The 14,893-nt window shown below is 51.4% G+C and carries 7 protein-coding genes; 1 reads left to right on the forward strand and 6 read right to left on the reverse strand.

Annotated features, from left to right (window positions below; translation table 11 throughout):
- Positions 1–37: 37 nt before the first annotated feature.
- From HU147_RS12660 to HU147_RS12680, 5 genes are all read right to left on the reverse strand, one after another.
- Complete coding sequence (locus HU147_RS12660) at positions 38–1,999, reverse strand: bifunctional 2',3'-cyclic-nucleotide 2'-phosphodiesterase/3'-nucleotidase (RefSeq protein ID WP_224076596.1); 1,962 nt, start codon at positions 1,997–1,999, stop codon at positions 38–40.
- A 256-nt stretch (positions 2,000–2,255) separates the two neighbouring features.
- Positions 2,256–5,315 carry a S8 family serine peptidase gene (locus HU147_RS12665; RefSeq protein WP_224076597.1) on the reverse strand — a complete coding sequence of 1,020 codons (3,060 nt, stop codon included), beginning with the start codon at positions 5,313–5,315 and terminating at the stop codon, positions 2,256–2,258.
- 200 nt (positions 5,316–5,515) lie between these two features.
- Positions 5,516–9,208, reverse strand: coding sequence for a S8 family serine peptidase (locus HU147_RS12670; protein WP_224076598.1), 3,693 nt, complete (start codon positions 9,206–9,208; stop codon positions 5,516–5,518).
- Between the two features lie 165 nt (positions 9,209–9,373).
- Positions 9,374–10,393 (reverse strand): acyltransferase, encoded by a 1,020-nt coding sequence (locus tag HU147_RS12675; RefSeq protein ID WP_224076599.1) that lies wholly within the window; start codon positions 10,391–10,393, stop codon positions 9,374–9,376.
- Positions 10,394–10,880: 487 nt separating this feature from the next.
- Complete coding sequence (locus HU147_RS12680) at positions 10,881–11,858, reverse strand: patatin-like phospholipase family protein (protein WP_224076600.1); 978 nt, start codon at positions 11,856–11,858, stop codon at positions 10,881–10,883.
- 625 nt (positions 11,859–12,483) lie between these two features.
- Between HU147_RS12680 and HU147_RS12685 the strand changes: the two genes are divergently transcribed.
- Complete coding sequence (locus tag HU147_RS12685) at positions 12,484–13,251, forward strand: C40 family peptidase (protein ID WP_224076601.1); 768 nt, start codon at positions 12,484–12,486, stop codon at positions 13,249–13,251.
- 306 nt (positions 13,252–13,557) lie between these two features.
- Here the strand turns inward: HU147_RS12685 and HU147_RS12690 are convergent, their stop codons facing one another.
- Positions 13,558–14,886 (reverse strand): trypsin-like peptidase domain-containing protein, encoded by a 1,329-nt coding sequence (locus HU147_RS12690; RefSeq protein WP_224076602.1) that lies wholly within the window; start codon positions 14,884–14,886, stop codon positions 13,558–13,560.
- Positions 14,887–14,893 lie beyond the last annotated feature (7 nt).

Genomic DNA, 14,893 nt, shown 5'->3' on the forward strand with positions numbered 1-14,893 from the left:
AAAAGACATCTGCGTATATGCAAATGTCTTTTTACTCTTATTTCAAGTCGATGCCGTATTTGGCGAATCCGTCTGTGCCGGCACCGATGTAGGTGATGCCGCTGTCAGCCGGAATCAAGTTTTGGGCTGCCGGTGACGATTCGAATGTGGTATTCAAATCGCCCGTGACCGGAGCGAAATCCCAGTTGCCGTCGGCTGTTGGGTTGATGGTCTTTTCTTCTACCATGTAATCGATGATTGCTTGGCGGTTTTCGTAAGCGAAATCAAGCTTTTCTGTTGCGTTGACTACGCCCGGGAACGAGCCGCTTGCGCGGTAGTTGTTTGTAGCGACCAGGAATTCCTGGTTCAAATCGATCGGTGCGCCGTTGAACGTCAAGTTTTTGATGCGGCTGGCTGAAGCGTCAACCACTTTGCCGTCATTATCGTATTTCGCCGGCTGCGTCACGTCGATTTCGTATTCGACGCCGTCAATGACGTCAAAGTTATATGTGCGGTACTCAGTATCGATCAACGGCTGTTCGCCGGTTGCGGATGGGCCCACTTGCAGGAACTGCCCTGCAGACATTTCGAGCCATTCTTTTACGTCAGCGCCTTTCATTTTCAAGGCGAAGACGGTGTTGTCAAAGACATACAAGTCAGCCACATTTTTGATCGCCACTGTGCCTTTTTCGATGTTCGTGTAGTAGTTGCTGTCGCCGCGTGTACCTGCTTTAAACGGAGCTGCTGCTGACAGGAGCGGCAGGTCAGCGTTTGCTGTGCCGGCTACTTTGTTCTTCACGTACCAGGTTTGTGCGTTGTTGACGATTTGGACAGATGGATCGTCTTTCACAAGCGAGAAGTACGAGTTGATCGGAGCCGTCGTTTCAGCTACCGGCTGGCGGACGTACTCAATCGTTGCTTCGTGCGCTTCTTTTACCGCTTCTACCACTTCTTCAGACACTTCGTTTGTGTTTTTATCGATTTCACGGAGTGCTGCTTTTTCTTTGATAACGTTCCAGTCCTGGCCGTGCGGTGCCAGTTGAAGGTCAATAACGCCCAAGTGGCTGCCGAACTTGCCTGGCATGACGACCGGTGTACCGTTGATCGTGCCTTGTTCCTGGTCAACGTTTGGCAGGTCTTTGTAAGCGCCCGGGAAAGTCTGGTGGTTATGCCCGGTGATGATGGCATCGACGCCTTTTAGTTTTGTCAATTGATACGTGATGTCTTCTTCACCGACTTCATGTACCGCGTCCCCCATGCCGGAGTGCGAAAGAACGACGACGATGTCAGCGCCGTCTTTTTCCATTTTCGGCAGGAATTTTTCTACGGTTTGAACCGCATCTTCTGCATAGACTTTGCCTTCAAGGTTGGCGCGGTCCCATTTCATGATGTGCGGAGCCACAACGCCAATGACGCCGACTTGGACGGTGACTTTTTTGCCGCGGCCGTCGACGACTTCTTTGTCGATGATTTCATAGGGGGTGAAGCGGTTTTTCTTTGTTTTCGCGTCGTAGACGTTGGCGTTCAATACCGGGAATTCGGCATCGTCCATCACTTCATCCAAATAATCGAGGCCGTAGTTGAATTCGTGGTTGCCGAGCGTCGTGCCGTCAAAGTCGAGTGCCTCAAGCGCGGAATAGGCCGGGTGCTTTTCGCCTTCTTCCAATGGATCGACATTCGCCGAATAGCTGCCGAGCGGCGTGCCTTGGATCAAGTCGCCGTTGTCGAATAGTAACGTGTTTTGGCTTTCTTTGCGGGCCTGTTCAATGAGGACGCCTGTTTTGGCGAGTCCCAGGCTGTTGGAGATTTTATCCTGGTAATAATCGTAGTTGACGAAGTTCGTGTGCAAATCGGATGTTCCGAGAATGCGCAGCGACACTTGTTTCTTTTCCTGCCCTTTGTTTTGCTGCACCGCTTTGGCGCTGGTGTCATTTGCTGCCTCTGCTGGCACTGCCGACAAGCTGCTTGCTGTTAAAACAAGCGCTGCCAAAGTTATTGCCGCTTTGTTGTAAATGGTCATTGTTCCATCTCCTCTTCGGATGTTTAGGCTACGGGACTTATTATACGCTTCAAAAATGCGGAAATGTATGCGCTTTCTGAATTATTATTATTTAGATTTTTTAGTAAATATCTATCATTTTTACCTTTGATGGCGGAAATTAGAAGTGGAAAAGTTCTTTGCGGACGAGTTGAGGCTGGCGGTTGGGGCTTAAGGGGCTGTTGGATAAGAAAAAGGCATTCGCTTTGGAATGCCTTTTCGGATACTTCTCGTGTATTTATTTGGATTGTGAGACTTTTGCTTCGCCTTTATTGCCGGCTGCGTCGGTGACGATGATGGTTAAAGTCTCTTCTTCAGCGTTGAACTCTTCCAGTTCCACGCTGAATGTGCCGTCTTGTTCCAGGCCGAACGGCACGGCTTCCTGTTCCCCGTCGCTATGCGTTACCACATACGAGGCGTTCAGTTTCGCGTTGAGGTCAAACTGCAGGCCGTATTTTGTGAGTTCGGTGTTGTAGATAAGATACTTGTCCTCCACTTTGCCGCTGAGTTGATTGCCATCGCGGGCTGCAATGATCACCGGGTCGGTCGATTTGACGAATACCGGGAACACATTGGCGCCGACGAACGGCGGGATGGCGGATGCCGGCGTGCCCAGGAAGTCGAACGAGTACATGCCGTCCGGGATGGTCGTTTCCGGTGCGCCGGTCCACGGGCGGTATTTGCCGGTGATCGGGATGGTGATCTTGCCGGCTTTTAAGGAATCGGCGGAATGGATATAGCCGATATAGCCATCTTCAAAGCCGCCGCTTCTCGGGTTCATGATGTCCCAGATTTCAAGCGAGTTTTTTGCTAAAGCACCGGTCAAATTGAACGTGTACTCCGCTTTGTCGTTAAAGCCGTCGCCGTCAAACGACAAATCCAGTTCGCTCATTTGCGGCGTCTGGAGTTCGGTCAGGAATTCGCCGCTGAGGTCCGCTGCGAACGGCAAGGACATTGTCGTCGTGCCGTTGGAGATGCGGATCCAGCCGATGATCTCATCGCCGTAAGCGGCAGCGGCGTTTTTCGGAGCCGTCAAGGTCAGAATCAGCTCCTGCTGTTTCGATAAGGTGAACGCCGGTTTGTCGACGGTGAGTTTGGCGTTCCCCGCATTTTTCTTCACGTCGATCGCCACTTTGTAGTCGCCGCCTTTGCCGGTGATGTCTTTCACCAGGATTTTCTTGGTGGCGGAGATGTTCTTTTCCCGGATTGGCTGCGGACCGAATGTCACGGTGCCTTTCAGGTTGTCCACTTGGGTGCCGCTTTGGTTTTGCACGGCTTTGTCCTGGGAATACGCGAGCGCTTCCGGATGGGCAGCGTTATAGGCTTGGACGCGTCCTGCGCCTTGTGCAAAGACATCGTATTTCGCGGGATCGAGCACTTTCGCTGTGTTCGACAGCGCCACTTTGATGTCAAACGGCGTCCAGTCCGGATGCGCTTGTTTGATTAGCGCTGCGATGCCCGTGATGTGCGGTGCCGACATCGAAGTGCCGGATTCCCGGAAGTAGGCTTCTGTGTAGTCGGCATTCGGAAAATCGGTTTTATACATCGGTTTCACCGACAGGATGTTCATGCCGGGTGCCACGACGTCCGGTTTGATGTCGAAGTTCGGCGTTGACGGTCCGCTTGAACTGCTTTCAGCGATATCATCCCCTGCCGTTTGGGTTGTTTTGATATCGCCGAACGTGACTGTCCCTTTTTCCTTGGCAAGTGCCAGGCGCAGCGCTTCGCCGTCTGCGCGGGACAGATCAAATGCCGGGATAAAGTCGAACAGATCGCCGAAGTAGACGCCCATCGGCCCTTCGCCTTCAAAGGCGTTCCGGATGTTGTGGATCAGCACCGCTTTTGCGCCTTGTTTTTTTGCCTCTTTGATTTTATCCGGGAACGGAATTTCACCGCGCGCCACGACGACGACTTTTCCTTCGACCTCCAGGCCTTTGTAGTCAGCGGCGGCACCGGCGCCCGGAACGGCTGCAAGTTCAAATGTGCCTTTCAATTGTACGGCTGGGTCTTGTTCCAAGGTCGTCGCCATCATATTGTGGGTTTTGGCGAGTTTATAGGTGCCGACAGTGGCGTTGACCGTGCCGCTGTAATGCGTTTCCGGCAGAGTCGAGTTTCCGACGGCAATGCCGAGCCGCGACGTTGCGGGTGTGCCGATCGAGCCGCGGAACAGGCCGTTGTTGCCGGCAGCGGATACGGCAATCGTGCCGCCGAGCATGGCGTTGTTCAAGGCGAATGCCATGGCGTCCGCTTCAGATGCGTTAAAAGAGCCGAGCGACAAATTGATGATGTCCATGTCCTGGATGACCGCTTCTTCGATGCCGGCGAGGATGCTTGAGAATTCGCCGCCGGTATAGGCGCCGAGCACGCGGTACGCATACAAGTCGACTTTCGGCGCGATGCCTTTAAAGCCGAAATCGTTGGCGCCAGTAGCGGCAATGATGCCTGCGACGTGCGTGCCGTGCGTGGTCGCAAAGCTCATGCCGACTTCATTTTTCTCTGGGGTGGATTTTGGCCGTTCGGACGGCTTCGTTTCGGAAGCGTCATCTTTTGCCCGCGGTTTCGCGTATTTGGATGAATTCGGGACGAAATTCCGGCCGCCTTTGTAGATGCCTTTGAATTCCGGGTGGTCCGGGTCGATGCCGGTATCGAGCACCGCAATTTTGATGCCTTCGCCGTCGAGCCCTTCCGCCCATAAGCGTTCAACGCCAAGGAACGATGTGCTCGTGTTGAAGGCGGCTGTCGCTGGCAGCTCTGTCGGCGTTTCCGGAATGGTGTTGATGTGGACGTCCGGTTCGATCAATGTGACGCCTTGAATGGCGAGCAGCTTTTTCAATTCACCGGCTTTCACCGTTGCCGAAAAGCCGTTCAAGACGGTGTTGTAGGAAAAGCCTTGGGTGACCGACAGCTTCTGCGCTTGGATCGCTCCTTTCACCGATGCCTGCTGGGCGAGGACTGCCGCTTTCGCTTCGCCTACCTGTGCGGCGGAAAAGCCTTTTCCTTGCGCTGCCTGGACACCTTGCTCAAGTGCAACAGGGCGCTCCGACAAATGGACGATGACGTTGACGGTTTTGTCTGCCGGCAGGCCTTCCAGGTCTTTATGGAGCTTCGGCCCTCCTTGCAGCAGTTTCGTCTGTTCGGCGATCGCCGAGCGGATTTGGAACTGGCTTTCATTTAGCGCCGGTTTAAGCAGCCCTGTGTCTTTCGCGTAGCTGGATGATGGGAACGGGAATAACAAGGACAACACTAGGACAAGTGCGAGCAATGTGCTGAAAACTTTCCAAAACGTCTGTTTCTCCAAAATCAACTGCCTCCTTCGGTTTGCGTTATGTAGTAATCTGAAATATCAGATAGTTAGATTTTAGCACGTTTTTTTGCTAACGGACGTCTTTACGATAAATAATTACCATTTTTGTCAGGAAAATTTGTAGATAAGGTCGTGGCTTTATTCGGAGCAATAAAAAAAGCGGAGAAAAGGATTCTTTTCTCCGCTCTGTTGATTCATGGTGCTTGTTTTGTAATCGTGAAGTTGATCGGCGTCCGGTGGCCCGCAAGGTCTTCTGCGACGAGTGTGAAGTTATTCGCCCCGTCGTCCGGAACTTGGATTGTTTCGGTGATGGTTTCATCGAACGCGACTTGATCGTTCCGGCTGATCGGGTGGTGGTAGATTTCGCTGTCGATCAGGTAGACCCGGATCTGGTCGAAGTTGTCTTTCACCCGGAACGTGATTTCCGCTTCATCGCTTCCGGCGGGTATGCTCGTCGGCACGTCAATCAGCTCGATAGTTGGACCGACCGTGTCGACAAAGATTTGACGGCGAATTTCCAAGTCGTTGCCGGCTTCATCGACGGCTTTCACGGTGATGTGCCGGGAGCCGTCTTCGAATGTGACCGTGTGTTTGAACACCGAGCCGTTGAATTCTCTCGGGGTTTGTCCATTGACGGTAAGTGACGTGACTTTGGAGGCGTCTTCTACGCGTCCCGTCACTTCGACGGCTTTCGTTTTATGGATGGACAGGACGGCTGGCGTATCGATGAAGATGACCGGTTCGGTTTCATCGGCTACGGGCGCCGGTGTTGCCGTAACTGCGAGCGCCACTTCGGTTTTATTGCCCGCCACGTCGTAGAACACGGCGGTCAGTTTGTCGGTTGCCTTCAGTTCAGCGGTGACGGTGTAGCTGGTTGTGCTTGGTGCCAGTGATTCGTTGGCCGGCGTTGTCGCATTTTCGGTCAGTTCGGTGCCGTTCAAGAACACTTCCCAGCGGTCCGCCGCGGTATTGTCGGTAAAGCTTGCGACTTGGACCGTTTTCGTTTCGGCGCTGAATGTCGCGGTTGCATCTGGTTTCACGGTATCGACGATGATTGGGAAGTCGATTGCTTGCCATTCTGCCTCATCATAATCAATAACGGCGCGCAGCTGGATGCGGTAGTTGCCGTCCGCCGCTTTTTTCCCTAAGATGTTGCCGTCCCAGGCGTAGGCCGGGTTCAGCACATACGGCATATTCGGTGCAGTCGCGGAGAAGTTTTTCGGCAGTTCCTGATCGGTGCGGATCGTCCGCAGTTTTTCTCCGGACTCGCTTAAGATATTCACTTCCAGTTGCTTGGCGTTCCGGAGCAGCGAGAACACCGGAATGACGGCATCCTGCACGCCGTCGCCGTTTGGCGAGAAGGCGAATCGCTCCGGCTGGTAGCCGGTCGAATGGCTATTGCCGTTCAGGATGTTGCCAGCCGGGTCAACCAAAAGCGTGCGGCCGTAGAATGTGTTTGCTTCCCAAGCGAAGCGGTCAAAGATCGGGGCGTCGTCCCAGTCACCGTTAAAGCCGAAGTACGGCACGACGAGCATCGTGTTGCCGGTGACGTCTTCCCTTTCATCGGTGAGGGTGACAAAGCCGTCGACAAAATAGCCGTTCGGGAAGTTGCTTTCGAGCTGTTCTGTTGCTCCGGAGATATTGACGGTGACCGGAATGTCGACGCTGCCGTTCGCCGGTACGGTGACGGTTTCCGGTGCGGTGATTTCAGCGTCTTCTGTAATGTTCAAAGAGCCGGTAGTATTCGGCGCTGTCACAACTTTGCCGTTGGCATTGGTCACGGCGTCGACTTGGACATTGACGGCAACTTTGAATTCGGCCGGCTGGTCGGACAAGTTATCGGCGGTCAATGTCATTGTGAACTGATTGTTGATTTCTTTTAAGGCCACTGTTCCGAGGCCGCTGATTTTATTCGTCACCATGACGCGTGTGGATAAGGCATCATGCAGCTGCATGAGCCCTGCCCCTTGGCGGCGCGGCGATACAAACTGGCCTTCCGCGAATACAACGGGGTTCGCCGTATTCGTCATCAGGTTTTTCGCGTAATCGACGCGGTCGCGGCCGGTCAGGTTCAGGTCTTCGATGCGTTCAAACAAAAGTGCTGCCCCGCCGGAGACATGCGGCGCGGCCATTGACGTACCGCTCATGAGACCGTATTTATCGCCGTTCAGCGTCGAGAAGATGTTGCCGCCGGGTGCCGTAACTTCCGGTTTGAAATCGAGGTTCGGCGTCGGTCCCCAGGACGTGAAGTCGCTCATTTTGCCGGCGGTTTCACTCGGCGCATCGAAATACTGGCCATCAAAGGTCACCGTTACCGGCTGTCCGGCATCAAGTCCCGCTTTCATGGCGAGGCCGACCGATTGCAGCGTCGACATATACGGAATCGTGATGGCCGGATCGCTTTGCATCGATAGGGTGCCGGTCGTGTTGTTGTAGATGATGACTGCGACCGCTCCCGCTTTTTGGGCATTCAAGCCTTTCTCAGTGAACGGAATCGTGCCCCGGGCAACGAGCGCCACTTTGCCGCTAAAGTCTTTTCCTGCAAAGTCGGCAGGCGTCCCGAGTCCGGCATCCATCACTGGATACGTGTCCTGCGGCAAATCGACCGGATCGGCGTTATTGCCCAGGAAATAAATGCCGCGCTCTGCTTCCCCGTTTGCAATGCGGTAAGCGAAGCTTTGGGCGGTGATGACGTCGTTTTCAAACGATGCCACACCGAGTGAATCCGGCGAGACGCTCGGGGAACCGGTCAGCCCATAGTCCGGATTTTCTGCAAACGGATTGAAATGCCCCGAGCCGAACAGGTTCGAGTTCCCGGCAGAAATGGAAACGAGTATGCCGTTATTGGTGGCGCGTTCCACTGCCTGCTGCTCAGGGTCGGTCGAATCAACGAAACCGGCTGTCGCACCGAGCGACATGTTGATGACGTCGGCTCCAAGTTTGATGGCATCGTCCATCGCTTTGATGTAGATGTCGCCGTATGTCGAGTTATAGGACGGGTCGTTGCCGAACACTTTCAGGGCTAAGAGCTGCGTTTCGGGTGCGACGCCGCGGATGCCGCCGTTTTCTTCATTGCCGTTGGCGCCGACAGTTCCGGCGACGTGCATGCCGTGCATCGATGCATTCGGACCAAGGTCGCGGATTTCGTTATTGGCGTCGAAATAGTTGAAGCCGAACGGTACTTTGGCGGTGAAGAACCCTCCGCCTTGCAGCGAACTGTCCGCACGCAGTGCATCCACTTCCGCTTTGGTGATTTCACCGGTGGCGTTGTCAGTGAGAACCATGTCTTTGTGGCCGGGGTCGATGCCGGTGTCGATGACGCCGACGACCATCCCTTCCCCTTTAAAGCCGTAATCATTCCAGACGCGCTGGGCCTGGACGAGTTCTTTCGAATACTTCATCTCGGGCTTCGGTTCCGGGCGCAGGTATTCGGTCGCTTCGTATACGGCTTTCACACCTTTTTGCTCGGCGATTTTTTCTACTGCGCCTGCCGGGACTACCGCAGAAAAGCCGTTAAAGACCGTTGTAAAGCTTTGCTCGTACTGAATCGTTGGGGCGGCTTTCGTGACAGCTGCTTTTACGGTTTTCTGATTGGCTGCGACGGCTGCTTCCAGGTTGTCTTTTGTGGCATTCGGCAGTTCGTTGTACAAAATGCCTTTTTCCGTGGCGCTTTCAATGGCCGGTGCTTTGTCGAGTTCCACGATGATGCGCACTTCTTTCTTCGGCTGCGCGGGCTTCAGCAATTCTTCCGGGACGGTGGCGGGTCTGTTCGGATCCGGGACGCTGGCATTTTGGGCAGTGGCGGTTCGGGATGTGCCGAACGCCATCGAACTGAATACCAGGACGGCGATTAACAGGAACATGAATAAGGCCTGCCGGTTCTTCAAGATTTTTCCTCCTTTAAAATAATAGTAAAAATAAACGAATATTCATAATTTATTGATAACTTTAATTTACCATAGTTATTCATATATGGGGGTAAAATATCTTGCGGAATTGGATTTTATTTTATGCGGGCAGCGAAAAACCGTTCACCTGTTAGGGCGAACGGTTTACGGTACGATTTGCCGGACCACTGGAATCTTCTGCAGCAACCGGATGATGAGGAACGACAGGAAGAACAGGATGAGCCAGGTCAGCGGCAGGCCGATCAGCACGCTTCCTGTGTTTTCATTGATATTGAAGAATTTATTCAAGTACACCTGGAGCAGCGGATGGATGATGTAAATGCCGAGCGTCGCGTTGCTCAGGCGGGTGATCCATAGGTTGCGGCCGATTTTCCCGGCGAGGTGCCGAAAGCCGGCATAGACAAACAATGTGATGGCGAGCGTATTGGGCCGGTAATGCTCGTAGTAGAATTCGTCAAGTTCACCTTGCTGCGTGGTCAGGCTCGATGTCCCGAACACAGTGATCAGGTAGCCAGCGAGGGCCAACACGGCTAAAAGCGGCAGCCGATTTTTCGGGATTGGGTAATAGAACAGGTACGCTCCCAGCATAAAATAGCCGATATACGGTTCGAACAGGCCGGCGGTAATTGCCGGTTCAAAATCGAAGTATTTCGGGGCAAACGGCAAGAGTCCGGAAAAGATGAACCAGAACACCAGGAAGTACAAGAAAGTTTTCTGCGTCATGTGATGCACAAGGATCCGTAAAAACGGCGCCATCAAATACAGGCCGATGATGACGTACATGAACCACAAATGGTAATAGACGTCGTCGCTGAGAAACAAGATGATCATTTCCTGCCAGGTGTAGGATTCTCCGAGTTCGTAGACATTGTAGGCCGTGTAGACCGCACTCCAGAAAACAAGCGGAATGAGCGCTTTTGCCAGCCGCCTTTTCAGGAATTCCCCTACCGGTTCATCGGGGCGCCGCGTTAGGAGCAGGGCGCCGCTCAACATGAAAAAGACCGGGACGCACCAGCGGAGAGCCGAGTCGATGGCATTGGCAAACTGCCATTCCCAGTCTGCCGGCGAGCCGGTATTGATGATTTTCGAGCACACATGGATGCCGACCACGACGAAAATCGAAATCACGCGCAGCCAGTCCATGTAATCGTATCGCTTTGCCATTCCAAAATTCCCCCTGCCCCATCGTTCAGTTGCGTTTAATGATAGCATTCCCCAGAAAGAAAGGAAGTGAAACTTCCAAAGAACTTAATTGGGGTTTGGGTTTGTCGCTTTTCGCCCGGGCGAAAAGCATGTAATTGGGGTTGGGGGTTTGGGGGAAGGAGTGGGTTACGGCCTTTTGTGGGTGAGTTACGACCATTGGCGCATGAGTTACGACCTCTTGGATGTGAATTACGACCTCTCCTTCCCGAGTTACGACGCCCAAGACCAGCAAGTTCATTTTGAAGAATAGGGTGGGATATGGTCTTGGATGACTAGGTTACGACCTTTTATAAGTGAATTACAACCGTTGGCAAGTGAGTTACGACCTCCCGTGTGTGAATTACGACCTCTCCCTCTCGAGTTACGACCGCCATGGCCAACAAGCACATTTTGAATTCCACAAAAAAGCATTCGCACATTTCCTGCGAACGCCTTTCTTCTATATATACTATCTCAGCAATTGCTCACATAATATCTCAAGTTTTGCTTGATTGGCTTTGTCGCGGATGATGCCGATGCCGAGTGCTTCGAGTTTCTCCATATTAAAGGCGTCGGAATTGTCGATGTGCTCTGTGTCTTCTCCCAGTTCCGCCTGAAAACGGTAATAGCGGGCTTCGCCGTTTCTTGGCGTGACGATTTGCCGCAGCTGGTAGTCGACCGAATCGGAGTTGCCGTCCATCATGATGTTCAGCATGCGCCGCGACCAGCCGATATGCCCCCAATTGACCGCTTCTTCGTATGGAATGGGCGCATTGGCTTCCCCGGTGCCGAGCGACACGACGAGAAAATCCGTTTCCTCCTGGAAGATGGCCCGCGCTTCGGCATATGCGCACATCGCCGGATTGTTGGCATAGACGCCGCCGTCGATAAACGCCAATTCGGGCAGAGTTTCGATTTTTTCCGGCGTAAAATAGGTCGGGGCCGCGGAAGTCGCCCGTGCTACGTCTTTCATCAACACGTCAATCTGCGTCGGGTGCTCGGACGTCACTTTGGCACTCTTGAAAAATTCCGGATTGCGCTTCTCGATTTCATACGCCGGAATGAGGACATCCGTCAGCGCATCCGAAATCATGGCATCGCGAAAGTATTTTTCCAGCACAAACTCAATGCCGTCATCCGGATATCTTCTATAGACATAGCGCCCTCCGGGAATCCGGTACAGAATCGATTTATCGAAAATGATATGGGCGTCTTTTTTGATCAGCTCCGCCAGCTGCTTCGCCGTGTACCGAGGTACGAGACTATCCGACTTATGCTGTTCCGGCACCACCAGGCCAAGCGCAAGAATGCCGCCGGCTGAAGTTCCGGAGATCAAATCGAACAGTTCGCAGATTGGCTTGCCTGTGCGCTTTTCAATTTCCGCCAGCACAATGGCCGGAATGATGCCGCGCACGCCGCCCCCGTCAATCGCCAAAATTTTAATCATCGCGTCCTTCCTCCTCCGGTCAATTTTAAATGGAATATTCTGAATAATTAAAGGGTAGTTTATCCGGACCCTTTTGTCAAAGAGACGCAGCATCGCCTTACTATTCAGGTGTTGTACCAACAAAAAGCCTTCGTTATACTAATGTAGAATTTTCAAATTAAAGATATCTTTTTGTTTTATTTATTAATTATTTTAGAAAATGCAGAAATCTTATTAATTACTTTTTATGGAAATAAAGTATTCTTAATATTTAATCATCCGTATAACTTTTTTGCATGTTTTATCACTTTTCCACTTTTTCCTTCAAATAAATTTCAAGCTTTTAGTAAAAATTTTAGGGTCTTTTTTTGACATAAATCGTCATTATACGACTAGAAAATGCATTAAAACGAAAAATAAAACCCGTTTTTCATATTTTTAAACCTTTTTTCGAATTTGGCCTTCCACCCGAAACCCTTGCTGTTACTGGGTTTATTCTCCAGAAATATTTTTGTTATACATTTGTAATATAACTGCAATCGAATTGACGTTGTTATTAATATGCTCTCCCTTTATAGTAAGTAACAGATTGAAAAACAAACTTTAATCCTATTCAGGGATAACAAAAAATGTTAGGAGAAAAACAATGAAAAAATTAGTCTTCACTCTTTTCGCAGCTAGTTCATTGATATTTACTAACTCAGCTGTTGATGCACAGGCAGCATTTAACTCAAATACAGAAACTACATCGGTGATCGAATCTTCTCATACAGAACAAACAACTACTCAGGAAGTTGAGCCAGTTGCAGCAGCAAAAGCGACTGCTAAATCCGGCACTTTCAAAACAAAATACAATTCCAACATCCGCGTGGATGCTGGCACTAAATACAAAGTTGTAACACTTGCTAAAAAAGGCACAAAAGTTACGGCTACCCACCAGAAAAAAGTCGGTTCACAAACTTGGTACAAAGTAAAAGCCGGTTCTAAAACAGGCTGGATCTTAAGCACACTTTTGACATCTACATCTGCTAAAGTTGTAAAAGCGTCTAACTCAGCTTCTAACTCTGCCGTTGTTTCAGCAGCACTTGCCCTTAAAGGCATTCCTTACAAATTCGGCGGCACGACGACTAGCGGATTTGACTGCAGCGGATTCACACAATATGCATTCAAAAAAGCTGGCAAATCGATTTCACGCACAACTGGCACTCAGTTTGCACAGTCAACTACAGTAAGTTCACCGGTACCTGGAGATTTGATCTTCTTCGCAAACACTTATAAAGCTGGAATCTCACACGTTGGGATCTACATCGGCAACGGCCAATTCGTCCATGCCGGCGGTTCTAAAGCTGAAGTGAAAAGCGTCAACGACCCATACTGGGGCAAGAAATTCCACAGCTACAAACGCGTAAACTAATTTAGATAATGAAGCACTCCAGCCGCTTGGCTGGAGTGTTTTTTTGTTTAGGCGGTTTTTTTTATCTGTCGAATATTGTTGAACGCAAATAAGACACTCCTAAGCGCAAATAAAAACTTTTAAACGCAAATAAATTCTTACGAACGCAAATAAATCCTGTCGAACGCAAATAAAAGAAGATGGCTAAAAGAAAAAGCGCTTTTCGCAGATGAAAAGCAACCAGCCAACTTCAACTTTCTTCTATATAAATAGAGAACATAAGAAAGCCCTCTTCGCGGACGAAGAGGGCTTCTTTTTGATGCTGTTTTATTCGCTGACCATATTGTTGATCTGGTAATCGCCGAATTCATCGATGACAACGGTGTAAATTGTCGTTTCGCTTTCAGTATAGGTCTGGTTGGTCGCTTTGTCGTGGTACATGTATTCAGCTTTTGCTTCGACAGTAGACTCTTCATCGCCAATTTCTACGTTGAGGATGTCGACTTTATTGATGTTATAGACTTTATTGGCGTCTGTGCGCGCTTCTACGCGCTTGATGCCTTCCGTCTCCCCTGCACTGCCCGGCAGCAGGTACGACTGGTAGTACGTCAATTCCGGCTCGTTCAGCGAGTACGGGATCAATTCATAGTACGACTGGATGAACGTGCCGAGCAATTCTTTGTCAAAGTAAGCATCTTTGACGTCCGGCAGCACAACTTCGTCGTCGTACTCAATCGGATTGGCTATCCATGCGTTCACTTCGTCCAGCACTTTGTAAATCGGAAGGGCGTAGCCGGTTTCCGGGCTGTCTTCCAGGATGATCGAGTTGATGCCGAGAACTTGTTCGTTTTCGGTGTCGATCAACGGGCCGCCGCTGGAACCTTTTTTCAGGATCGCGGTGCTTTCAATCATATTGGTGTATTCGTAGGCGTCGGAAAAGCTGGCGCCGGTGGCGGTGACTTCACCTTCCGTTGCGGTGTTCGCCTGGTCTTGCGGAGATCCGATGGCGACGACTTTTGTGCCGATTTCCGGATCTTTAGAAGCCATTGGCATCGGCGTTTTGCCGGCCAGTTCCTTCACGCGCACAAGTGCGACGTCTTCCGTTTCCGAAATGCCGATGACATGGCCGTTGAATTCCTGGCCGTCGCTGTTTTTCAGCGTCACATAAGACGCGTCTTTGACGACATGGGCATTGGTCAGGACGTCGCCTTGTTCGTTAAACAAGAAGCCTGAGCCCTGCTCCAGGTCCGTATACAGCGTGTAGACATGCGTCTTGGCATTGGCAATCATCAGGGTCAGGTCTTTTTCCGGCGCTTCAACCGGCTCTTCCGGCGTGACCACGACAGGTTCTTCTTCTACAATGACTTCTTCATCCGGTTCTTCAGGTGCTTCTTCCCGGTGGTCTTCCACCGTGCCTTCCGGCGGAGCCGGTTCGGCAGGCGCTTCAACGGGGTTCGCCTGGAATCCGGAATAGCTTTTGCCGGCGAAGCTTTCTTGTTGCGTGCCGGCCGTTGACGACGAAGTGCTTCCCGGCTGTGCAATAAGGAAATAGCTGCCGACGGCGACTGCCCCGAGCAAAATCAGGAACAGGACGGAAATCAACAAACGTTTTTTGGTTTTGGCAGCCGAGCTGCGCTGTACTCTGCGATTGTCCATAAATTCA

The organism is Planococcus chinensis (genome assembly GCF_020071995.1).
Lineage (GTDB): Bacteria > Bacillota > Bacilli > Bacillales_A > Planococcaceae > Planococcus > Planococcus chinensis_A.

Bases quoted from the DNA above. Each gene is read 5' to 3' on its own strand.
- HU147_RS12690 (WP_224076602.1), bottom strand. From the start codon at position 14,886: ATGGACAATCGCAGAGTACAGCGCAGCTCGGCTGCCAAAACCAAAAAA.
- HU147_RS12680 (WP_224076600.1), bottom strand. From the start codon at position 11,858: ATGATTAAAATTTTGGCGATTGACGGGGGCGGCGTGCGCGGCATCATT.
- HU147_RS12685 (WP_224076601.1), top strand. From the start codon at position 12,484: ATGAAAAAATTAGTCTTCACTCTTTTCGCAGCTAGTTCATTGATATTT.
- HU147_RS12675 (WP_224076599.1), bottom strand. From the start codon at position 10,393: ATGGCAAAGCGATACGATTACATGGACTGGCTGCGCGTGATTTCGATT.
- HU147_RS12660 (WP_224076596.1), bottom strand. From the start codon at position 1,999: ATGACCATTTACAACAAAGCGGCAATAACTTTGGCAGCGCTTGTTTTA.